The sequence below is a fragment of the Bradyrhizobium sp. Ai1a-2 genome, assembly GCF_000426245.1.
Taxonomy (GTDB): domain Bacteria; phylum Pseudomonadota; class Alphaproteobacteria; order Rhizobiales; family Xanthobacteraceae; genus Bradyrhizobium.
On the sequence record NZ_AUEZ01000027.1, the window covers coordinates 42,459 to 65,955 of the forward strand.

Sequence of the window (23,497 nt, forward strand, 5' to 3'; positions counted from 1 at the left end):
TCGGGACATTCCTCGAAGGCTTCACATGACAGAACCAGCCCGGCAGGCCCCTGCCGAAAGCCAGCATCCCATTCCCGTGGAATATGGTGCGGAATCGATCCGGGTCCTGAAGGGCCTCGATGCCGTGCGCAAGCGGCCGGGCATGTATATCGGCGACACCGATGACGGTTCCGGCCTGCATCACATGGTCTATGAGGTCGTCGACAACGCCATCGACGAAGCGCTCGCAGGCTATGCGACGCGTGTCGAAGTCGTGCTCAATCCCGACAATTCGGTCACCGTGCGCGACGACGGCCGCGGTATCCCGGTCGGCATCCACAAGGGCGAAGGCATCTCCGCGGCCGAGGTCATCATGACCCAGCTGCACGCCGGCGGGAAATTCGACCAGAACTCCTACAAGGTTTCCGGCGGCCTGCATGGCGTCGGCGTTTCCGTCGTCAACGCGCTGTCGAGCTCGTTGAAGCTCCGCGTCTGGCGCGACGACAAGGAGCACTATGTGGAATTCGCCCACGGCGATTCCGTCGCTCCGCTGAGCGTGGTCGGCGACGCCAACGGCAAGCGCGGCACCGAGGTCACCTTCCTCGCTTCTACCGAGACCTTCAAGAACATCGAATATGATTTCGCGACGCTCGAGCATCGCTTGCGCGAGCTTGCCTTCCTCAACTCCGGCGTCAACATCGTGCTCTCGGACATGCGCCATGCGGTCGAGAAGCGCGAGGCGATGCACTACGTCGGCGGCGTCGAGGAATTCGTCAAATATCTCGACCGCAACAAGAAGGCGATCGTCGCCAACCCGATCATGGTCCGTTCGGAGATGAACGGCATCGGGGTCGAAGCCGCACTGTGGTGGAACGACAGCTACCACGAGAACGTGCTGTGCTTCACCAACAACATCCCGCAGCGCGACGGCGGCACCCATCTGGCCGGCTTCCGCGGCGCGCTGACGCGCCAGGTCAACGGCTATGCCGAGACCAATGCGAAAAAGGAAAAGATCACGCTGACCGGCGACGACTGCCGCGAGGGCCTCACGGCCGTGCTCTCGGTGAAAGTGCCGGATCCGAAGTTCTCGTCGCAGACCAAGGACAAGCTGGTGTCCTCGGAAGTGCGTCCCGTTGTCGAGAACGTCATCAACGAGGCGCTGGCCGCCTGGTTCGAGGAGCATCCGAGCGAGGCGAAAGTCATCGTCGGCAAGGTGATCCAGGCCGCGGCAGCCCGCGAGGCCGCGCGCAAGGCACGCGAGTTGACCCGCAAGAATCCGCTCGCGATATCCTCGCTGCCGGGAAAGCTGGCCGATTGCCAGGAGAAGGATCCCGCCAAGTCGGAACTGTTCATCGTCGAGGGCGACTCGGCAGGCGGCAGCGCCAAGCAGGGCCGCAACCGCGAGTTCCAGGCGGTGCTGCCGCTGCGCGGCAAGATCCTCAATGTCGAGCGCGTCCGCCCCGACAAGATGCTGTCCAGCGAGCAGATCGGCACGCTGATCACCGCGCTCGGCACCGGCATCAGCGACGACTTCTCGATCGACAAGCTGCGCTATCACAAGATCATCGTGATGACGGACGCCGACGTCGACGGCGCCCATATCCGCACGCTGCTCCTGACCTTCTTCTATCGCCAGATGCGCGACATCATTGACGGCGGCTATCTCTATATCGCGCAGCCGCCGCTCTATAAGGTGACGCGCGGCAAGTCCGAGCAGTATCTGAAGGACGAGCGTGCGCTGGAAGACTACCTGATCGAGGCGGGGCTCGACGATTGCGTGTTCACGCCTGGAACCGGCGAGGAACGCTCGGGCCGCGACCTGCGCTCCCTGATCGACGACGCCCGCGTCATTCGCGCCGTGCTGCGCAACCTGCACAGCCGCTATAATCGCGCCGTGATCGAACAGGCCGCGATTGCGGGCGTCCTGAGTCCGAAGATCACTCGTGATATCAACGCGGCCAATGAGGCGGCCGACTACATCGCCAAACGGCTGGACGCGGTGGCTGAAGAAGTCGAGCGCGGCTGGATCGGCCACTTCGTCGAAGGCCAGGGCTTCCAGTTCGAGCGCACCGTACGCGGGGTCAAGGACGTCGCGATCATCGACGACGCATTCCTCGGCTCGGCGGATGCGCGCAAGCTCGACGAATACGCGCCGAAGCTGCAGGACCTCTATGCGCGGGCGGGCAAGCTGCGCCGCAAGGACGCCGAGCAGACGATCCACGGCCCCGTCGGGCTGTTCGACGCTGTAACGGATGCGGCCCGCAAGGGCCTGTCCCTGCAGCGCTACAAAGGCCTCGGCGAGATGAACCCGGAGCAGCTCTGGGAGACGACGCTGGATACCGAAGCGCGCTCGCTTCTGCAGGTGAAGGTCAAGGAGGTCGACGAGGCCGACGACATCTTCACCAAGCTGATGGGCGACGTGGTCGAACCACGCCGCGACTTCATCCAGGAAAACTCGCTCAGCGCCACCATCGACATCTGACGCGTGTCGGGTAACGCATAATCTGGACTCTGGAAGGCATAAGCTGGACCCGAGCCGCCGTAGAAGCGGATAGCCGAACCGGTTGCCGATCCAGTAGTCGCCGAGAATGGCGCCGGCCGCGGTCGCCGCTACAATGAGCCAGATGTTCGAATCCGGATTTTTAGCTGCGTACATCGCAGCGAGGATCAGCATCGTCTCGCGCGGAAGCGGAATACCAATACTTTCGATCCCGATCACGACCGCGAGGTATCCGTAACTTGTGATCAGGTGATCCAGCCCTTCATATATATTCTGATCGCTGTTCAGTGTCCCAGGCGCGCATCGAGCCTTATCGATACGTGCCTGTGGCCAGGGGCTGCGCGACGCACTCACATGCGCTCCCTGGGTCTTGGGCTATGATTGGTAGCTCTGGAGCCCTTGCAATGCCAACTTGCGTCAACCTCGCTCCTGGCGATCCCGCTCCCTGGTTCTTCCAGCGCTCGTTCGCCAAGCCGCGCTACGCATTCGATACGGTGGGCGGGCGCCACATCGTGCTGTGCTTCTTCGCTTCTGCCAGCGATGGGCACAGCCACGCAGCGATAACCGCTGTCCGCAGCCGACCCGAGTTCTTCAATGACATCAATGCGTGCTTTTTCGGCGTTAGCTTCGATCCAAAGGACGAGGCCGAGAAGCGCGTCGCCGACCATTATCCCGGCTACCGGTACTTTTGGGACTTCGACCGGACGGTCGGACGGCTTTTTGGCGCGCTGCCACGCGAAACGGACGATCCGCACAGCCGGGCCCGGCGAATGTGGGTCATTGTTGACCCGAGCCTACGGGTCTTGCGGATCATCCCGTTTGCGGAGGATCAGAGCGACATTGCAGCTTTGCTGGCGTACCTCGACGCATTGCCACCCACTTCGCGGTTCACGGGCTTCGACCTCCAGGCCCCGATTCTTATTCTGCCGAACGTATTCGAGCCGGCGTTTTGCCGCGAACTGATCGATCTTTACGAAGCTCATGGCGGCGAGGAATCGGGTTTCATGCGCGAGCTCAACGGACGGATCGTTGCCGTGCACGACCACGGTCACAAACGGCGCAAGGACTACATCATCGAAGATCCCGAGGTGATCAAGGAGACGCAGACACGGTTCATGCGCCGGGTCGCGCCGATGATCCACAGGGCGCACCAGTTCAAGGTCACCCACATGGAGCGCTATATCGTCTCCTGCTATGCGGCCGAGGACGAGGCGCACTTTCGCGCACATCGCGACAACACGACCAAGGGCACGGCCCATCGTCGCTTCGCGGCCTCAGTGAACCTCAACGACGACTTCGATCGTGGCGAGATCAGTTTCCCTGAGTTCAGCCCGAAGAGCTTCAAGGCGCCAGTCGGCGGCGCCGTCGTATTCTCTTGTTCGCTCCTGCACGCCGTCTCCAAGGTCACACGGGGGCGACGCTTCGCATTCCTGCCGTTCCTCTATGACAGTGAAGCTGCGAAGTTGCGCGAGGCGAACAACGCCTATCTCGGCGAAGGAGTTGGCGCCTACCACGCCGGGAAGCCGAAGGCCTGACGATCCCCGCCGCGACACCTGCGTGCTTTTCCGTCTTGATCCTCAAGTGAAGCCCGCGCGGCCTCTTGCCTCTCCGGCCTCGGCTGCCGTCAAAAGATCAATCAGCCGTTCTGCCGCCGGCGCGGCCGAAGTGCGTGTCGTGACGGCGGCAGTGTACAAGGTTGCCAGAGCGCACTCTGGGGGTAGCAAACCGGACAGGACGACTCCGTTGGTCGCAATGATCTCGGTCGACTGGGTGCAACCGATCGGCCGCCGCGCGTCCGACTCTGCGAGGTGACGCATGGCGGTTGCACCATTCGGAAAGATGCGCAGTCGCTGCCCCACCTCCCCGGCAATGCCGAGTTGCTCCAGGACTTTCGCGACGTGAATTCCCGCGGTCGATGCCTTGGTGTCCGGGACGAAGATCGCATCCGCTGCCCGCAGCGCCTCGCGCAGGCTTGCTGCATCCTTCGCGGCGACCGGCGGATCTCCTGCGCGGACCGCAAGCGCGGTCTCGACCAGGCCGATATCCCTGACGGAGGCCGGCGAGACCAGCTTCTCCGCTGCAAGTGTTGCGACGAGGGCCGATGTGAGGATGATGACATCGGCAGCGACGCCTTTGCGCAGCCTGTCCGCCATGGCCCCGACCGCGCCGAATTCGCCCTCGATCTGCAAGCCCGTCGCTGCCGTGAAGGCTGGTGCAAGGTTCGTGACGAGTCCCTGCGCCGCCCCGCCGCTCAAAACGTGCAACTTGTTCATGGTGTCAATTCCATCGCGGCGATCAACCGCTCGCGCGTCATGGGAAGATCGCGTATCCGCACGCCGAGGCAATCAAAAACAGCATTGGCTATCGCCGCGGTCACGGGACCGTGTGCAGCTTCGCCGGCACCAACAGGATCCAATTCCGGGCGCCGGATGAGCTCGACTTCGACCTCCGGCACCTCGCTGAAGCGCAGGATCGGGTAGTCCGACCATGTGGTGCTGGTGATGCGTTGCCGGTCGAAGCGGACCCGCTCCTTCAGCACCCAGCTGGTAGCCTGGATAGCGCCGCCCTCGATCTGGTTGATGACTCCGTCAGGATTGATCGCCTCCCCGACATCGACTGCGAGTGTCAGCTTTCTGACGCGAATGTCCCTGTCGCCCTCGACTTCGGCCACGGCAGCGCAGTACGCACCCATATTCTTGTAGCGGGCAAAGCCGATGCCATGGCCGATGCCGGGTCGCTGCGCCGGCTTCCATTTCGCGCGTTCGGCAGCGGCGCGGATGACGTCTCTGGCGCGGTCGTCATTCAAAAGGCGCAGCCGGAACGCGACCGGATCCTCGCCGCGCTCGGCGGCGATCTCGTCGAGAAAGGACTCGATGGCAAACACGTTGCCCTGGGCGCCCAGCGTGCGCAGCGCCGAGGTGCGTACCGGCATCGTCAGCAGACGGTGACTCTCGATCTGCCATGACGGGAAGTCATACAGCGGAACGGCATTGCGGTCGGCGCCACCACCATTGGCCTGTGGCGGATTGGTCGAAATCATCCACGGGAACGGATTCGCCAGCTCGAACCCGGCAAGCAGCGCTGGCTGTGCCGCGCGCCCCGGTCGAGCCGCATGGCCGTTGCTCCAGAGCTGATGATGCCAGTGCAGGACCTCGCCCCCAGCGTCGAGATCGGCTGCAATCTCGATCGCCATCGCCGCACCGAACGGTGTCTGCGACATCTCGTCCGCGCGCGACCATTGCACCCGTACCGGCCGGCCACCGGCGACCTTTGCCAACAATACGGCATCGAGGGCGACGTCATCAGCTGCGTTGTGGCCATAGCAGCCGGCGCCTTCGAGATGCTCGACCGTGATGTTCTCGGCCGGTAGCTTGAGCAGCAGCGCGAGGTCCGCGCGCAGAAGATAGACCCCCTGGCTGTGGGTCCACACATGGACCTTGTCGCCGCTCCATTGCGCCATCGCGCAAGACGGCGCGATCGAAGCGTGAGCAATATAGGGACGGGTATATTGCCGCCGGATTGTGCGCTTGCCCTCTCCTCGCGTTGAAGCCGCCCTCGTGTCGATCACAACCGATTCCAGCGGCTGGCTCTTCAGGAACGCGGCCAGGTCGTTCTCGTCAGGCAATATCTCGTCCTCAGACCATGTCGCGCCTTTGCGCAGCGCATTGAGCGCAGCCTCCGCGCCATTCTCCGTTTCGCTGACGACCCCAGCGAAACTGCCGTCGCGCACGATCGCAACCAGGCCTGGGACGGCGCGCGCACCATCTTCATTCAGCTCAATCAGCCTTGCGCGCGAATGCTCCGGCCGCAGCACGCGGCCGTGCAGCGCGGCCGGCAGGCTCGAGTCCTGGATGAAGCGTGGCCGCGCAAAGACCTTGTCGGGAATATCGATCCGGCCGACGGAATCTCCCGCCAGCCGACGCTCGGTTGCCAGCTTCGGCACGATCCCTGGTGTCGCGTCTCGCTCAAGCGCGACAGCGCCGGCGAGTTCCCAATAGCTCGTCCTGACATTGCCGGGACCGGAGATGGTGCCGTCCTCAACCGAGAGGGAGGTCTTCTCGACACCGAGACGATCGGCGGCAACTTCAAGAAAGATTTGTCGGACTTCCGCGCAGACGTATCGCAGCGCACGGCCCGATTGCTGGATCGAAAGACTGCCGGAGGTGACGCCTTCGTTCGGGCTTGCCGCGGTCGAAGCGCGGACCATCCGGATGCGCGCGATATCGACGTCCAGTTCATCGGCGGCGATTTGAGCGAGCGCGGTAACAATGCCTTGTCCGATTTCCACCTTCCCCGGCCGGACCGTCACCTGTCCTTCGGCCGAGAATTCCAGCCATGACGACAATGTTGGGTTGGCCGCAAGGCTGACCGGCAGCGTTGCCGCAGACGGGGACGGCGCTGGCCGGCTCATGGCGCCGCCATTTCCGCTGCCGCGCGCAGCACCGCCCGTACCATCCGGTTATGCGACCCACAGCGACAGAGGTTGCGGTCCAATGCCTCCTTCACCTCGTCGCTGGAAGGTGTCGGATTCCGCTTTAACAACGCCGCGGCGCTCATGAGAATGCCCGAAACGCAGTAGCCGCATTGCAACGCCTGTTCCGCGATGAAAGCGCGCTGCAGCGGATGCGGTGCGTTGGCGCTCCCTAATCCCTCTGGCGTCGTGATGTCCTTGTCTGCCACCGACCACAGCGGCATATCGCAGGAGCTCATGGCGCGATCGCCGACAATGACATTGCAGGCGCCACACTCTCCGGCGCCACAGCCGAAATGCGGCCCGATCATGCCGAGCTGGCCGCGCAGGATGTCCAGCAGCGAACGATCAGTATCGGCGTCGACATCCATTTCGACGCCATTAAGACGAAATCGAACATGCGGCATGGCGGATCGGCTCAGGTGAGCTGCTATTGCGTCTTCTGGAACTTCTTGACCACGTCGGCCCATTTCACAATATCGGCGCGCAAGAATTTGTCGAACTCTTCCGGCGACATCGACATCGGTACTGCCCCCTGCGCCTCCCAGAGCTTCACGATCTCTGGCCGCTTGACTGCGACGTTTACCGCGACATTGATCTTGTCGATGATGGCCTTTGGCGTGCCGGCCGGCGCCATCAATCCGAGCCAGATCGTGGCCTCATAGCCGGAAATGCCGGCCTCTATCACGGTCGGCACCTCAGGCAAGACGGTCGAGCGCGCCCGGCCGGTCGTTGCCAGCGCCCGCACCTGGTTTTCCCTGACATTGGGCGCCATCGCGGGCACGGCGTCGATCATCATCTGCACCTGGCCCCCGATCACACCGCTTCGCGCCTCGCCGCTGTTGCGGTAGGGCACATGCACGACGTCGATCCCTGCCATCGCTTTGAACAGTTCGCCCGCCATGTGATACGGCGTGCCCTGGCCGGAGGAGGCGTAGTTCAATTTTCCCGGCTGGGCTTTGGCAAGCGCGATGAATTCCTGCAGCGTCTTCGCCGGTACGGAAGGGTGCACGACGATCACGAGGTCGGAGTAGTTGACCGGAGCGATCGGCGCAAGATCGCGCATCAGCTCATATTTGCGCTGCGGCACCAGCGATTCGTTGGCGGTTTGCGTGTTCGACATCATCAACAGCGTGTAACCATCGGGCGATGCCATGGCGGCCTCCTGCGTGCCGATCACGCCCCCGGCGCCGGTGCGGTTCTCGACCACAAAAGGCTGGCCAAACTTTTCCTGCAGGAGGCTGCCGATCTGACGGGCAGTAACATCGGCGGGCCCGCCGGCGCCGAACGGAACGATGATCCGGACCGGCCGCGAAGGGTAGTCCTGCGCAACTGACGAGGAGCCCGCCAACAGCAGGGCGGCCAGCGCCAGCACGAATCTTCGGCTCATCATTTTTCCCTCCCCAGAATATTGTTCTTTGCCGGGAAGTTTAGCTGCGGTGCGAAGCCACTGTCGACGACAGACTCCGGATGGCTCGCAGGAATAATACAGAGATCGCGGTGTACCTTGGCATCACCATTAGGCGGGAATGAGGGGGCGAAACATCAGGGAAATTCACGCCGCAACGAGCCTGTCAGGGCAAAGTTCGTCAGTGCGTGTGGCGGAACCGGCTGGTGAGTTCGGCGAAGGCTCCTGCGAATGGATGGAACGTGAAGCGTACCGTGTGGTGTCCCGGCGCAAGCACGACGGCGCGAAAGATAACGTTCGCCCTCAAGATCTCGCCCGGCTTGCCATCCACCGTTACTCGCCACCAAGGGTGCCAGACGTCGTTGAGGAGCAGCAGCCCGCCTGAGGGCGCGTCGACCTCGACGTCGACTTCCGTATTCTCATAGCGAGTGAGGCGCGCCGTGCCTGGCGCCGCGCCGGCTGCGCTCGCCCGCGGCAGCGCGGGCGCACGGTTGAGCAGGACGGTGCGGCGCGGATCGATCTCCGCCGGCCAGCCATTGGCGAGAAGCTGATTGAAATCCGCGATGCGCCAGTCGGTGACCATCATTACCCGTGGCAGCGCGCGGGGATTCTCGTAGACATAGGCGTCCGGTGTGTGCGCGACCAGCGTGAGGTCGCCGGGGGCAAGCGATGGGTCAACCTTCTCGACCGGCACGCCGACGGCAAGGAAGCGCAGGCCGAACAGATCAGCAAAGGCCGAGCGATAGGACGGAAACAGCGGCGAGAACTGGCGCTGGTTGTAGTCCACGACGGTATCGCCCACGCGGGTGGCGTCGTAGAACCATTTGAGGCGCAGCGGATTGTGTCCGAACAGATGGTCGCAACCGTGGATCATGCACAGGTTCGGCCAATGATAGGCGATGCCGATCATTTCGACGCGGTCGCGCCGGTCAGGCGCTGAAGCAGCCGCAAGCTTCGATTTCAGCAGCGCCAACGTCGCGTTCTGGGTGTCGAGGCGCGCCGCATCGAACGTCGAGGTCGCCATCCCGGTCGAAATGTGCGGTGCATTGTTCCAGGCGAGGTCGGCAACCGAGAACGCGGTGAGCAGCAGCATGCCGGCAAGCGGCGAGACGCCGTTGAGCCGACGCGCGAAAATCAGCGCGGCGACCGCGCCGCCGGTGAAAGCGAGCGCGGTGACGACGGGTACGATCACCACCGCGATGGACATGACTGTGTGGGCGAGCCACAACACCATCGCAACGAGCACAACCGGCACAGCCAGTTCGACCGCCCGCTGCATCCTGGTGGGTTGCGGCACCGTGCCTTCGAGCCAGCGATGCACGAGATACCCGGCGATGATGGCAAGCAACGCCCCGATGACGAACGTCGCATCTGCGGGGCGCCGGTACAGCATCACGCCCGGCAACCATTCGTACATCGCATGGAAGACCGGCGTGTACCAGCCGAGCGCGTAGAGCAGGACGCCGCCAGTAGCGATCGCGAAGAAGCGGATGTCGCGCGACCAGGCGAGGCGGCGCACAATGCCGAAGGAGACGATGACGACGAGCAGCAGGGCGCCTGCATAGATCAGGCCCATGTTCTGCGCGAGCGAGAGATCCATGCCGCCAAGCGTCGTCTTCCAATACGACGTGGCCGGCCCCCAGTAATCGATGACCGGATCCATCGCACCGTAGAGATCAGCGAAGGCAAGGGTCAGGAGATGCGCGGGATGCAGCGATCCCTGACCGGCGAGCATCCAGCCGATCTCGGGCCGGTTCGAGCGCTCAGCAAGCAGGGCCGTCAGCGTGACAGGAACGGCGGCGATGAGGAGGCCGGCCACGCCGCAGGCCGCAAGCGGCTTGAGGCTCGCGCGCATGCGCTTGCGGCAATCGTCACCCTCGAACCAGTGGTACACGACGAAGCCGGTGAGGACATAGAGCGAGATCAGCGCGACCTGATCCCGCCCCGAGGCGAGCAGGCCGCCGAACACACCCGCCACCAGGCCGGCGCGCCACGACGAGCGCTCGAGCGCGCGCGACAGCATCCAGAGCGTCAACGGCAGATAGGCCAGGCTGATGATCTGGCCGGTATGCTGCAGCCGTGAATTTGCCGAGCCGCCGAAGGCGAAGGCGAGCGCGGCGACAAGCGCACCGGCCGCGTGCCAGCCGCGATCCCGGAAATACAGAATGATGCCCACGCCACCAAGCAGCAGATAGGCGAAGGTCAGGCCGTCCACCGCGCGAAAGCCTGGCTTCGGATCGAAATAGGCGAGCAGAAAATGCAGCGGCGAGAAGATCAGCGACTGCGGATCGGAGATCAGCGGCCACCCCGCGAAGACGTTGGGCGTCCAGAATGGCGATTGGCCGTCCGCCAGCGACGTGGCAAGGAATTGCAGCGGCGGCAGGAATTGCGACTTGGCGTCCCAGGGAATCGTGACGTGCCCGGACAACCATGGCCAGGCCGGTAATAAAAAGGCGAGCGCGAACAGCGCGATGGTGAGCCCGAGCGGAAATTTGACCGTGCGTGGCTCGGTAGCGGTGAGCCACGGCGTGGCCTGCGAGGACAAGGATGGTGCGGCCCTCGGGTCGTCGGTCCAAGACAGCGATCGTGCTTCGCTCTTTGGTCCCCCGCGCGATCCGTCCCCAAGGTCGGTTCCCATCTACGGCCCTTTATTTGACGGAGACGTGGGCCTCGTCTGGATCGCATCCGGGCTGCCGCAAGCGACGACGTTCCGTTTGCCATCCGCGTGCCGGCTTCGCCTTTCGCGCGAAGAGCTCGCTGCAGGCACCACGTCAACCGCGATTGCGCTCGAACTTATTGCTGCACCCTGCCACGGAGAGAGTGCTCTGATGTTGAGAATGCCCTGACAGGGCCATCAGTTTCGCGCCGTCACTGTAAAGACCGGATATACGGAATTTCTGTGGCGGCAACATCGCCAGGACGACGGTGATTTGCTCGCGCAACGTCAACGCCACACCACTCGCACTGCCGAAGCAACCTCATCTCTTAGCCGGCATCTGGCGCGGCCAATGGCGGCAGGCTTTCGCACTTGCGCGTGAGATCGATGAGCTGGCGCAGACCGGGTGGCGGTTGTCGGCGGCTCGGATAGTAGATGGTGAATGGCGGGCCTTCGGAGGCCCATTTCGGCAGCAGGATTTCCAGCGCGCCGGATGCGACTTCCGCTTCGACCCGTCGTTGCAGGCAATAGACAAAGCCCACGCCGCGCAACGCCATGTCGACCGCATGTTCGGTCTCGTTGGCGCAGACGGGCCCGCGGACATCGATCCGGATCATGGAATCGCCGTTGCCCAACTCCCACGGGAAGTTGCGGTTACTGCCGATGCGCATCTCGACGCACGGAAGCTGTAGCAGATCGCCTGGAGCATCGGGACGCCCGGCACGCGCGATCAGTTCGGGCGATCCGACCACGACCCACTTCAACGGCCTGGTCAGCGCGATTCCTACCATGTCCAGCGGCACGCGATCGCCATAGCGGATGCCGGCGTCAAAGCCCTCCGCGATGATATCGACCATGTGGTCCTCGACGGTCACGTCGACATGCATACCCGGAAACTCCTTGCAGTACTGCGGCAGCACAGGACCAAGCACAAGGCGTGCGGCATCGCGGAGAACGTTGAGACGAAGCCGCCCCACGGGGACACGTCGATGGTTCTCCAGCCCGGTCAAGGCATCGCGGATGGTGCGAAATCCGTTCTCCAGTTCAGCCGCGAGCGAGGCGCCGGCCTCCGTCGGCCTGATGGAGCGGCTGGAGCGATGCAAGAGCCTCACGCCCAGATCGGACTCCAGCTTGCGCAGGCGATGGCTCAGGGCGGACGTACTCACGCCGAGCTCAATGCCCGCTTTGGCCAGGCTGCCGCGGCGCACGATCGTCAGGAACACGTTCAGATCCGCCAGCATGTTCCGGTCGAACGTTTTCATGAACGGCCCCTCAAGGCGTCGTTGAGCTGCACTCAACGAACCTACCCTGGTGGCCGCCGTTTTACGACCCATACTCAAGCTCAAGGAAGAGACGCCGCGCATGGCGCCACGCTTCTCGGCGCCTCCCCGCATGACCGAAGGAGACACTCGATGACGAAACGAACTGGCAGTCGCAGGGATTTCCTCACCGTCGCCGCGGCAGCGGTCGGCGCCCTCGCGGCACCGTCATTGGTTACAGCCGCCACCGATAGCAAAGGAGACAATCGCATGGCACAGGCAAATCGGGCAACACAACTTTTCAAGCCGGGGTTCCGCTTCGGGCTGGGCGGCGTCCCGCTTGGCAATGAATTCAACAAGGTTACGGACGAGGATGCCGAGGCCACGCTCGAGGCTGCCTGGAGCGCCGGCGTGCGTTATTTCGACGTGGCCCCCTGGTACGGCTTCGGATTGTCCGAACGCCGCTTCGGCCATTTCCTGCACAACAAGCCGCGCAGCGACTACGTGCTGTCGTCCAAGGTCGGCAAGCTGTTCAAGGCCTCGAAGAACAACCGGCATGCGGACATCTTTCCATTGTCGGACTCTCCGAATGACGTCACCTACGACTACAGCGCCGACGGCGTTCGCCGTTCGATCGAGGACAGCCTGCAGCGCCTCGGCGTCGACAGCCTCGACGTGGCATTCGTCCACGACCTCTCGCCGGATTTTCCGTACTTCCCGACATCATGGCAGGAGCAGTTCGCGATCGCCGAACGCGGCGCGTTCCCGGCACTGTCGCGCATGCGCGAGGAAGGCCTCATCAAGGCCTGGGGCATCGGCGTGAATTGTCCCGAGCCTATCCTGCGCGTCATCGACGTTGCCGATCCCGACGTCTGCCTGTGCGCCTCGCAGTATTCGCTGGTCGATCATGCCAACGCGGTCGACCAGGTTTTCCCGGCGGTGCGGAACAAGAACGTGTCGCTCGTGATCGGCTCGGCGCTGAACGCAGGCTTCATCTCCGGCAGTCCGCGCTACAATTACGGGCCGAACAATCACAAGATCTCTCCGGCCCATATCGAGAAACGCGACCGGCTGCGTGCAGCGGCCGCCCGCCACGGCGTCGATCTGCGGACCGCGGCGTTGCAGTTTTCATCGGCCCCTGACGTTGTCGTCGCGCTGGTCGTAGGCGCGAGCAGCCACCGGCAGATCCTCGAGGACTACAATTCGATGCAGGCCAAGATCCCCGCGGAATTCTGGCAGGAGCTGAAGGAAGGCGGCCTCATCGAACAGGCAGCCACAGTCCCGGCCTGACGGCCGGGGCAACGGGGCGATGGCTGACAGGCGGGCGATACGCCTCCGCAACCCGGCCGGAGATTGCGGAGGGCGGATCGCGAAGGGCATGATCCGGAGAAGTGGAAGCCGGTTTTCCCTCGCGACAAACGCGAAGCGTTTGCGCGGAGATCATGCTCCAACAAAGAGATGAGACCATGATCCGATCCGTCCAATCGGATCATGATCTCAGGGCATGACTTGGACGGACCTTATGTGCTATGTCGCTGTCACCGCCCATTGATTCCGTTGCGGAATCTTCCGCGCGTGAACAAGCCAACCCGTCGAGGACAACGTGGCGCCCATCCAATATATCGTCGAGGGCGGGCACCGGCTCTCGGGCACGATCGAGCCGGCCGGCAACAAGAACGCGGCGCTGCCGATCATCGCGGCGGCGCTTTTGACCGAGCACCCGGTCACGCTGACGAATGTACCGCGGATCCGCGACACCGAGACACTGGTCGAGCTTTGCCGCTCCGTCGGCGCCTCGGCCGAGTGGACCGAGCGCAACACGCTTGCAATCCACGCCAAGGAAATCCGCGCCGCCGATCTCGATCCGGAACTGTGCGCGCGGATTCGCGCATCGATCCTGCTCGCGGGCCCCCTGCTCGCCCGCTGCGGCGAAGTCGCATTGCCGCCGCCCGGCGGCGACGTGATCGGCCGCCGCCGCCTCGACACGCATTTCCTCGCGTTCGAGCAGCTCGGCGCGACCGTCACCGCGACCCACCGGCTCGAGTTCCGCGCCTCTCGCCTGAAGGGCGCCGACGTGTTCCTCGACGAGCCCAGCGTCACCGCGACCGAAAACGCGCTGGTCGCAGCCGTGGCCGCCCGCGGCACCACCTACCTGCGCAACGCCGCATCCGAGCCCCATGTGCAGGATCTCGCGCATTTCCTGGTCGCGCTCGGCGCCAAGATCGAGGGCATCGGCACCAACACCATCATCGTGCAAGGCCCCGCCACGCTCGGCGGCACGGACTACGCGATCCAGCCCGACCACATCGAGGTCGGCTCGCTGATCGGGCTTGCCGCAGTGACGCGCTCGCCGCTCCGCATCGCGCGCGCCGGCGTCGATCATCTGCGCTCGATCCGGATGGGTTTCGAGCGGCTCGGCATCGTCTGCGGCGTCGAGGGCGACGACCTCGTCGTGCCCTCGAACCAGACCATGAAGATCCACGACGATTTCGGCGGTCATGTGCCGAAACTCGAGGACCAGCCGTGGCCGGCCTTCCCGGCGGACTTAATGTCGATCGCGATCGTCACCGCCACGCAGTGCGATGGCGTCATCCTGATGTTCGAAAAGATGTTCGAATCGCGGATGTTCTTCGTCGATAAGCTGATCGCGATGGGCGGCCGCATCGTGCTGTGCGACCCGCATCGCGCCATCGTCGCCGGTCCGAGCCGGCTGCGCGGCGCGCCGATGACCTCTCCCGACATCCGCGCCGGCATGGCGATGCTGCTCGCGGCGGTCTGCGCCGAGGGCACTTCCACGATCAACAATGCCGACCAGATCGAGCGCGGCTACGAACGGATCGAGCAGCGGCTGAACGCGCTCGGCGCCAAGATCACCCGCGTGCCCGAACGCGTGCGGTAGAGAGAATCTCCGCTATATTAGGAACAATCGGCAAAGCTGTCCGTTGCACTGCCGGTTCCCCACAGGCAGGTGCGTCCATGCGCGTTCGTCTGCCCAGATTTCTCCAGATCACCGGCGGCGACGCCGCCAGTCTCACCATTGCCGCGGCAGCCGTCGCGGCGCTGACGATTTCGCTCTGGCTCGCGCACGGCAACGAGAACCCGGGCGGTATCGCGGGCATCCCGGTCGTGATCCCGCACCATTCGGCAGCGCTACTGACCAGCGAGCCCGCCCACGTTCGCGACCCCCGTGTCGGACAGATCGCCGACGGCATCATCGAGGCCCAGCAGCGCGAAATCATCGCGATCAGGCAGGGCAAGCCGTAGCCCCAGACGTAGCCCGGGTGGAGCGAAGCGCAACCCGGGGACAGTCGCACCAGTACTCGCGGGCGGTTCCGGGTTACGCTTCGCTCCACCCGGGCTACGGCATTCGCGTTCCGGCTATTACAGTGGCCGTTCCGCCACCTTTTGGGCGCGTGGCGGTGCTAATCCGGTTCCATGACCTCAACCGAGAACATCGAACGCGCTTCGATGGCGCCACGCGTGGCCGCGCGTGCGCCTTCTCACCATTTGCGCGCCGAGCTCGCTGAGACCCTACGCCTTGCGGTGCCGATGGCGCTGACGCAACTCGGCCAGATCGCGATGATGACGACCGACCTCGCCTTCATCGGCCGGCTCGGCGACGAGGCTGTTGCCGCCGCGGCGTTGGCGGGCACGGTCTACTTCGTTAGCTTCACCTTCGGCATGGGCCTGATGTCCGCCGTCGCCCCGCTGGCGGCGCAAGCCTTTGGCGCTCGCGATCCGCGCATGGTGCGGCGCTCGCTTCGCGTCGGGCTGTGGGCCGCGCTGTTCATCACTTTGCCGCTGATGGTGCTGCCGTTCCGCGGCGAGCAGATCCTGCTCGCGCTCGGCCAAGCCCCGACGGCGGCGCAGCTCGCGCAGCAATATCTGTTCGGCCTCGCCTGGGGCATGCTGCCGGCGCTGTGGTTCATTGCAATCCGCGGCTTCATGAGCGCGGTCAACCGGCCCGAGCCGGTGCTGTGGATCACGCTCGCGGCGATCCCGGCCAATGCGCTGCTGGTCTATTTCCTGCTCTATGGCGCGTTCGGCGTCCCGCCGCTCGGACTGTTCGGCGCCGGCCTTGCCACCTCGATCGTCAATCTCGCGACCTTCCTCGCCGGACTGTGGTTCGCCTACCGCCGCCCGCCGTTCAGGAAATACCAGGTGCTCGGCCGTGTCTGGCGTCTTGACTGGCCGCTGATGCGGCAGCTCGTCATTGTCGGCGCACCGATCTCGGTCTCGTTCCTGCTCGAATATGGCCTGTTCGGCGCCGCGGGATTGTTGATGGGCCTGATCTCGACGGCCGCACTGGCCGCGCATCAGATCGCGCTGCAGATCGCGGCCATCCTGTTCATGGTGCCGTTCGGCATCGGCATGGCGGCGACCGTCCGTGTCGTTCATGCCGTCGGACGCGCCGATGCGCCCGCGGTCAGGCGCGCAGGGCTCGTTGCAACCGGGCTCGGCATCGCCTTCATGTCGGTGATGACGCTCCTTGTCATTCTCGGGCGATTCGCGATCGCCGAGATCTTCCTCGGCGAAGCGGCCGAGGCGACCGCGCAATTGACGGCCTCGCTGCTCCTGGTCGGCTCGACGTTCTTCATCGCCGACGGCGTGCAGACGGTTGCGGCCGGCGCATTGCGCGGCATGAACGATACACGCCTGCCGCTGGTGTTCGCCACGATCAGCTACTGGCTGATCGGGTTCACCTCCGCGTGCCTGCTCGGCTTCCTGACCACGCTCGGCGCAGTCGGCATCTGGATCGGGCTATCGGCCGGCACCGCGGCCTATGCGCTGCTGCTGATCTTGCGTTTCCGCCTGCTGACCAGCAGACTGGCCGTGTGATGAAAGCGCGCGAGGTCACGCCCGACATCGATCCCGGCCCGTTGCTCGCCGGCGCGGAGTTCATCGACGCCTTTCGCATCGCCGTCGACGGCACCGCGCTCGATGCGCGCAAGGCAGCCGAGAAGATGTTTGCGCGACGCCAGCGCTGGATTGAAGCGCTGTTGCGATTGCGCAATTTGATCGTCGCGCCGTTTGGCCTGAAGACATCGGGCGAAGCCGATAGGGCATCGCATGGCATGGTCGGACTCTTTCCGGTGCTCAGCGAGACTCCGGAGCGGCTGGTGGCGGGCTTCAACGACAGCCACCTCGATTTTCGCGTGGTCGTTGATGTCACCGCCCATGGCGGCGGCCAGGAGGTCACCACCACCACGCTGGTGCGGACACATAACTGGCTCGGCCGGATCTATCTTGCGATCATCCTGCCCTTTCACCGTCTGGTCGTAGCCGCGATGCTGCGGCAGGTCGCGCTTTAGCTTCAACGCAACCGCGTTGCGCGCCAGGCGCCTTTCTTCAGCAGAACACCTTCATCGCTCGGCCACGCGTAAGGATTGGGTAGCGAAAGTCGCTATTGGGACTGAGGCGGCTCAATCCACTTGGCATAGGCTGACCAACATGCCACTCTTCCAAAACATGCGGGAGAAGAGTGTTGCGCCGCCATCTCATTTTTTTATCCTCGGTGGTGTTCGCAATATTGATTGCCACTCCGCAAGGTTTCTCTGCCGAGTCTGAACGGTGCCTGGAGCTGGCTCGCCAGTTTCAAACCACGCAGCCGCAGATCACAGCCCCTGAGGTATCGCTGGCTCTGTTTTCTGCGGCGGATGCGAATTGCCTTGCGCTTGCGACGCAGTTGTTAGACTTCGGTGCTTCTGCCGATGCGCGTGACCGGCTCGGCGCAAGGCCTCTTAGCCATGCGGCAAGGTTCGGCCACCTCGAAATGGTCGATCTTTTTCTCTCACGCGGCGCTCCGATCGATGCACGCAATCTCTCGGGGGCGACAGCTCTGTATTTTGCTGCGGAGCGCGGCCACGCCGAAGTCGTGCGCCGACTCATCGAACGCGGCGCCGACGTCAAGCTTACGGGGCGCAGCGGGCTATCTCCCCTCGCCGCGGCTGCCTACGCCGGCAGCGATGCAGCCGTCGACGCCTTGCTGGCGCGTGGTGCAGACGAGCGCTTGCCAGATGCAACAGGCAAGCCGCCAATCCTCTATGCCGCTGCCGCCGGCCACCTCGACATCGTGAAGCGGCTGCTGGCCCGAAGCATCGACGTTAACGCCCGGTATCCCAACGACCTCACGCTGCTGATGTGGGCAGCCGGAGCCGACGAAAAAGTCGAAGAAGCGGAAGTCGTCAAGGTTGTGACCTATCTCCTGGACGGCGGCGCACATATTGACGACAGGGATGTGCGTGGGCGCACAGCCCTGATGACCGCGGCGGAGGGGGGACGCGCGGCGGTCGCTACCCTGCTGCTCGCGCGAGGCGCCGATCCATCGATAAAGGACAAGACCGGCAAACGGGCCGCGGACTTGACCGTATTGACATCGCTACGTGAAAAACTGGCGACACCTCATTGAGCTCTAACCCGCCGCCTCCGGTATCCATTTTTCCGGATCATGCTCTAAAGACCGGCCAGGTACTCCGAAAGTGCGGCGAGATCGTCGGTTGGCGTGGCGATCATCAGGTCGGACATACCGGGATTGTTGCCGCGTGCGCGTGTGCGGAAGTCGGCGATCGTCTTGGCGAGATATTCGCGGCTCTGGCCGGCAAGACGTGGCGTGGTGCCAGTGCCCTGAAATTGCTCGAGATGGCAACCGGTGCAGCCCACGGAGTGCTCGGCATCAACGGCCTTGCGCGCCACGTCCTTGGGCGCTCGCGGCTGGCCGAGATCCGGCCACGGCTTCTGAGAGAAGTAAGCCGCGATTGCCAGCATGTCGTCTTTCTCAAAGGACGAAGCGATCGGTTGCATGATGTCGCTCTTGCGATCGCCGCGCTTGAAGTCGCGGAGCTGAATGTAGATGTAGCCTTCGAGCTGTCCCCAGATGACCGGCGTCGCCTTGTCGACTGGCTTGCCGTTCGTACCATGACAGCTGGCACAGATTTCGACCTTCTCGGCGATTGTCTCTGCAACTGTGGGCGTGACGCCAACAGGAATTCCCAGGATAGTTCCGATGAGCAACCCGCTTGTAATCAACCAACGCAATTCGACGCCCATTAACACGATCCCATAAGCCCCAACGAAAGCGGGGCCGCGACCGGCCCCGCTGCGTGTCAGGATATGACGGTGGCACGCTCAATCAAGCGTAAAGGCGATGATGTTGTTGCCGCGCTTGAAATTGACTTGAGTGTTGCCGCCCGCGCCGACCACGATGTATTGCTTGCCGTCCACCATGTAGCTGGACGGCGGCGCATTCACGCCGGCCCCGGCGCGAAAGCTCCACAGCTCCTTGCCGTCGGACGAATTGTAGGCCGCGAACTTGCCATTGCCTTCGCCCGTGAACACAAGGCCGCCGGCCGTGGCGAGGATGCCGCCGATCATCGGTTCCGGTGTCTTGACCTGCCATTTGATCTTGCCGGTGTCGTAGTTCACCGCCGTGATGTTACCGGACTGCTTCTCACCGGGGATTGCGGTGAAGGCTCCGCCGAGCCACAGCTTGCCGTTCGGATAAGGCGAGTTCTCCACACGATAGGTCATGGGCTGGTGGAGGTTGATGGCATAGGCGAGCGCCTGACCCGGATCAGTGGCGATCGGCGACCATTCGACACCGCCATTTGCACCGGGAAGCATGCGAGCGCCTTCCTTGGTCGGGAGCACCCACATGTTCTCCTGAGCGACCATCGCCTCGGAGAAGCGGATCAGGCTGCAATCCTTGCGATCGTGCACGTAGATATGCCCGGTCTTGCCGGCGTGCAGCACGCCGGGAACCGTCTTGCCGCTCTTGTCCTTCACGTCGACCAGAACCGGCGGACTGACCGCGTCGAGGTCCCAGACGTCGTGGGCGATATACTGGAAGTGGCAGACATACTTGCCGGTGTCGAGATCGAGAGCGACTAGCGAGTTCGTGTAGAGGTTGTCGCCAGGCCGGTTCGAGCCGTCGAGGTCCGGTGAGGGATTGCCGACCACGAAATAGATGCGGTTGGTGGCCAGGTCGACAGCGGGGTTCTGCCAGACGCCGCCGCCGAGCTTGGCGAAGGGATCGCCGTTCTTGGCGAGTACGTCCTTTTCGCTCGCGATGTCGCGATGCATGTCGCGGCCGGTTGCGTCCTTGGTCGCCCAGACGCCGACCGAGTTTTCGGGAATCGTATGGAAGTTCCAGATCTGCTTGCCGGTCTTGGCGTCATAGGCGCGCACGAAGCCGCGGATGCCGTACTCGCCGCCGTTCGTACCAATCAGCACCTTGTCCTTCACGACGGTCGGCGCCATCGTCTCGCTGTAGCCAAGCTCGGGATCAGCGATGTCGGTCTTCCAGACGACATCGCCAGTTTTCGCGCTCAGTGCCACCAGCTTGGAATCCAGCGTTGCGAGATAGACCAGGTCATTGAGGACCTGGACGCCGCGATTGTTCGGACCGCAGCAGTAGGTCGTGATCGGCCCCATCTTGTGATTGTAGTGCCACAGCTCTCGGCCGGTTTTGGCGTCGAGGGCATAGACATGACTGAACGACGTCGTCACGAACATCACGCCGTCGACCACGATTGGCGAGGTCTCCAGTGACTCCTTGACGTCGGTCTGGAAGATCCAGGCGACGTGGAGGTTCTTGACGTTCTTCTGATTGATCTGCTTGGCCGGGTAAAACCGGGTCTGAGCATAGTTGCCATTGGTCAGCAGAAAATTGGTCGCACTCTTGTCGGCTGCGTTGAGCAGGGCCTGCGTCACCGGCGTGACCTTGGCCTGACCAACCGGGCCAATCGCGTCCTGCTTCACTTCCTGTTGCGCGAAAGAGGTGCCTGATAACAAGTAGGCGGCACCAAACAATGCGGCGTATCCGCTCGAAAATCTATTCATTCGTTCCGCCCCAATTTTTTCTAACCGGCCAAAGGTCGCGCGGTGTGATGGAACTCTGACTCGGGATGGGCCGATTTGACAAGAACTCAGCGATCAGCCGAGCTATTTTTTTGAAGGTGCACCGACCGTTCGCAGCCGCGAGAGAGGAGCCGCGCTGCATTGCAAGATTAGGCAACGCCTTTACGAGTACACGCCCTGATCTTCGGCCGGCTCCCTCGCCGCCGCCGACGTCTCCGACCACTCGCCGGCGACGCGATCGAGATCGAGCAGGTTCTGCCGCATCTGCGCCCGCGAGAATCCGAGCGCGAAGAAGCGCTCGCCTCCTCAGAACTGGTGGCAACGCAAATTGCGCCGGCCGGCGCCTTGCCGCCAGAGGCGGCATCGCCTCAAGAATCAGCGGCGAGGAGGCCATCGGGGACCGGTCCGGGGATCCAATCGTCCCCTGCGAGCGGCTTAACCGTTACGCCACTAATGACCCCGAGTTGCAGGCTTGGATCGAAGTGGCGCATCGTCCGCTCATTCAGGTCAATGATACGACCAGGCGTCAGTGGCCCCACGTCATTTATCTTGACGATGACCTTCTTTCCTACAGCCTCGACGAGGGCAAACTTCGGCCTCGCGCCATATTGGACCCCACCGAATTTCTGACGCAAGCTTGTCTTGATGGCAGCCGCCCAGACAGAGGGATCATAGCGCTCGCCGGAGGCAGTGTTCGGGCCGCCCTCACGCCATCCGGGCCGGAACGGATTGTACATGGAGGCTGCGCCAACGATCGCATCTCCAGAAGCGGCATCGATGACGGCGCTTGAATGAACTACGCTGATTTCACTGCGAGCAACGGTAACAGAAATGGCAAGTGCGACTAGGGCGCCGCAAATTGCGGCGCTCGAGCGGAAGAGCATCATAACTCCTTGACTGATTTTCTTCGATCGTTCGGTTCCCGATCCCGCAAGGCATGGACAAGCGAACGCGGAGGCGTTGACGGACTCGTGCCAATTTTTTGCGGATTCGTGCCGATGCTGGCGATGGAACCGTTGTGGGAACCTAGGCGGTCCTCACACAGTGTTTTTAGTTCTCACCGACTAAGCCAGAGATTGCGTCAGCAACATGACTGAATAGGGCTTCTTTGATAGCGCGTTGGAGCAAGCGTTCTGGCCGATGAGCCGACATCTACGCCTTTAGACATCTACGCCTTTATGAGTACACGCCCTACTCTTTGACCGGCTCCCTCGCGGCCTCCGACCTCTCCGACCATTCGCCGACGACGCGATCGAGATCGAGCAGGTTCTGCCGCATCTGCTCCAGCGAGAATCCCAGCGCGAAGAAGCACTCCGCCATGCCGCCGGGAAGGCCGCGGATCAGGCCTTCGCTGCGAACGGCGGCGACTTCTCCCGCATAACGCTGCAGGGCGGCATGAACAGGCGCGATCGCCGGCGCGCCCGCGCCCGTGCGCAACGCTGCGGCTGCCGAACGGAGATAGAGCGTGATCGTCTTGCTGACTTCGGACAAGGGCCCGGCAAGCCGCGCCTGCACATTCGCCGGCAGCGGCACCACGGTGGCGCGACCGATCATCACGACATCATGGCGCAGCCGCAAAATGGTGCGCAGTAGCGGCCCGGTGTCCGGGCCGGACGATAGATGGGCGGAGCGCTCGCGCTCGGCCTCTGCACCGATCGCGTCCAGCCCAACCAGCGCGGCGCCAATGCCGTCCTGGAGGCGGTGGAGGGCATCATTGTCGCGCCCGCGCGTCAGGCCGGCGAGCAGTTCGGCGAAGGCGGCCGCGATCAATTCCAGCACCCGCGCCGCGTTGACGCGAATCTGGCTCACGGCGCGCGATGGCAGCACCAGGAACGACACCAGAAGCCCGGTGACCGCGCCGACGGCGACCTCGCTGACGCGATCGATTGCTGATGCCAGCGGATCGGCGTGATGCAGGGTCGGGACCAGCAGCACGATCACGGCGGTGACCGTCGCCGCGCTGAGGCTGGGATTGATGGCGGCGATGAAGGCCAATGGCGCAACGGCCAGCACCAGCAAGCCGAGCAAGCCGCCCTCCCCGGAATACGGGATCAGCACCGCGATGGCGCCGCCATAGATCGCGCCGCCGATGGTCCCGAGCATGTAGTCGCGGGTCGCCTTCAGCGACCGGCCGACACTCATCTGGGTCACGATCAGCGACGTCAGCACCGCCCAGAGCGGCAGCAGGAGGTGCAGCGCGACGGCCACCGCATAGGCGATCGCGGCCGCCACCGTGACCCTGACTGCCAGCGCCAATTGGCCCTTTCGGCTACGAATCCAGCCGAGCACATGTTTCGCAACGGCTGTCATGCGACCGAATCTCTGCTGCTCACGACGATCCTATGGCTGACGTTCGGCATGGCTGGTG

General features: G+C 63.6%; 18 protein-coding genes. 8 read left to right on the forward strand and 10 right to left on the reverse strand.

Annotated features, from left to right (window positions below):
* Positions 1-25: 25 nt before the first annotated feature.
* Positions 26-2,461 carry a DNA topoisomerase (ATP-hydrolyzing) subunit B gene (gene gyrB / locus K288_RS0118470; RefSeq protein WP_027580899.1) on the forward strand — a complete coding sequence of 812 codons (2,436 nt, stop codon included), beginning with the start codon at positions 26-28 and terminating at the stop codon, positions 2,459-2,461.
* A gap of 422 nt (positions 2,462-2,883) precedes the next feature.
* Positions 2,884-4,014 (forward strand): 2OG-Fe(II) oxygenase, encoded by a 1,131-nt coding sequence (locus tag K288_RS0118480; RefSeq protein WP_043160168.1) that lies wholly within the window; start codon positions 2,884-2,886, stop codon positions 4,012-4,014.
* 42 nt (positions 4,015-4,056) lie between these two features.
* Here K288_RS0118480 and K288_RS0118485 read toward each other — a convergent pair whose 3' ends face one another.
* From K288_RS0118485 to K288_RS0118510, 6 genes are all read right to left on the reverse strand, one after another.
* Positions 4,057-4,752, reverse strand: coding sequence for a substrate-binding domain-containing protein (locus tag K288_RS0118485; RefSeq protein ID WP_027580901.1), 696 nt, complete (start codon positions 4,750-4,752; stop codon positions 4,057-4,059).
* A complete protein-coding gene (locus K288_RS0118490) occupies positions 4,749-6,890 on the reverse strand; it encodes a molybdopterin cofactor-binding domain-containing protein (protein WP_027580902.1) in 2,142 nt (713 codons plus the stop codon). The genes K288_RS0118485 and K288_RS0118490 overlap by 4 nt, the downstream gene beginning before the upstream one ends.
* Positions 6,887-7,357, reverse strand: a complete 471-nt coding sequence (locus tag K288_RS0118495; RefSeq protein ID WP_027580903.1) for a (2Fe-2S)-binding protein — start codon at positions 7,355-7,357, stop codon at positions 6,887-6,889. The genes K288_RS0118490 and K288_RS0118495 overlap by 4 nt, the downstream gene beginning before the upstream one ends.
* A gap of 23 nt (positions 7,358-7,380) precedes the next feature.
* Positions 7,381-8,343, reverse strand: a complete 963-nt coding sequence (locus K288_RS0118500) for a tripartite tricarboxylate transporter substrate binding protein (protein ID WP_027580904.1) — start codon at positions 8,341-8,343, stop codon at positions 7,381-7,383.
* Positions 8,344-8,539: 196 nt separating this feature from the next.
* A complete protein-coding gene (locus K288_RS45840; RefSeq protein WP_051334596.1) occupies positions 8,540-10,903 on the reverse strand; it encodes a hypothetical protein in 2,364 nt (787 codons plus the stop codon).
* A gap of 440 nt (positions 10,904-11,343) precedes the next feature.
* Positions 11,344-12,276, reverse strand: coding sequence for a LysR family transcriptional regulator (locus tag K288_RS0118510; protein WP_027580905.1), 933 nt, complete (start codon positions 12,274-12,276; stop codon positions 11,344-11,346).
* A 150-nt stretch (positions 12,277-12,426) separates the two neighbouring features.
* Between K288_RS0118510 and K288_RS0118515 the strand changes: the two genes are divergently transcribed.
* The 6 genes from K288_RS0118515 (at position 12,427) to K288_RS45850 (ending at position 18,682) form a co-directional block, all read left to right on the forward strand.
* Positions 12,427-13,563, forward strand: a complete 1,137-nt coding sequence (locus tag K288_RS0118515; protein WP_027580906.1) for an aldo/keto reductase — start codon at positions 12,427-12,429, stop codon at positions 13,561-13,563.
* A 313-nt stretch (positions 13,564-13,876) separates the two neighbouring features.
* Positions 13,877-15,172 (forward strand): UDP-N-acetylglucosamine 1-carboxyvinyltransferase, encoded by a 1,296-nt coding sequence (gene murA / locus K288_RS0118520; RefSeq protein ID WP_027580907.1) that lies wholly within the window; start codon positions 13,877-13,879, stop codon positions 15,170-15,172.
* Between the two features lie 77 nt (positions 15,173-15,249).
* Positions 15,250-15,537 (forward strand): hypothetical protein, encoded by a 288-nt coding sequence (locus tag K288_RS45845; protein ID WP_051334597.1) that lies wholly within the window; start codon positions 15,250-15,252, stop codon positions 15,535-15,537.
* 204 nt (positions 15,538-15,741) lie between these two features.
* Positions 15,742-17,112 carry an MATE family efflux transporter gene (locus tag K288_RS0118530; RefSeq protein WP_051334601.1) on the forward strand — a complete coding sequence of 457 codons (1,371 nt, stop codon included), beginning with the start codon at positions 15,742-15,744 and terminating at the stop codon, positions 17,110-17,112.
* A complete protein-coding gene (locus tag K288_RS0118535) occupies positions 17,112-17,585 on the forward strand; it encodes a DUF2867 domain-containing protein (protein WP_027580909.1) in 474 nt (157 codons plus the stop codon). Before K288_RS0118530 ends, K288_RS0118535 begins: the two co-directional genes overlap by 1 nt.
* A gap of 173 nt (positions 17,586-17,758) precedes the next feature.
* Positions 17,759-18,682 (forward strand): ankyrin repeat domain-containing protein, encoded by a 924-nt coding sequence (locus K288_RS45850; protein ID WP_160168983.1) that lies wholly within the window; start codon positions 17,759-17,761, stop codon positions 18,680-18,682.
* 44 nt (positions 18,683-18,726) lie between these two features.
* On the opposite strand, the gene K288_RS0118545 is transcribed toward K288_RS45850, so the two are convergent.
* The 4 genes from K288_RS0118545 to K288_RS0118565 form a co-directional block, all read right to left on the reverse strand.
* The gene (locus tag K288_RS0118545; RefSeq protein ID WP_064737333.1) at positions 18,727-19,320 is read right to left on the reverse strand and encodes a c-type cytochrome; all 594 of its coding nucleotides are present in this window, start codon (positions 19,318-19,320) and stop codon (positions 18,727-18,729) included.
* Positions 19,321-19,398: 78 nt separating this feature from the next.
* Positions 19,399-21,111: a PQQ-binding-like beta-propeller repeat protein gene (locus tag K288_RS0118550; RefSeq protein ID WP_027580911.1), complete on the reverse strand. Its 1,713-nt coding sequence runs from the start codon at positions 21,109-21,111 to the stop codon at positions 19,399-19,401.
* Between the two features lie 386 nt (positions 21,112-21,497).
* The gene (locus tag K288_RS45855) at positions 21,498-22,016 is read right to left on the reverse strand and encodes a septal ring lytic transglycosylase RlpA family protein (RefSeq protein ID WP_027580912.1); all 519 of its coding nucleotides are present in this window, start codon (positions 22,014-22,016) and stop codon (positions 21,498-21,500) included.
* Between the two features lie 304 nt (positions 22,017-22,320).
* Positions 22,321-23,439: an FUSC family protein gene (locus K288_RS0118565; RefSeq protein ID WP_027580913.1), complete on the reverse strand. Its 1,119-nt coding sequence runs from the start codon at positions 23,437-23,439 to the stop codon at positions 22,321-22,323.
* Positions 23,440-23,497: the final 58 nt, after the last annotated feature.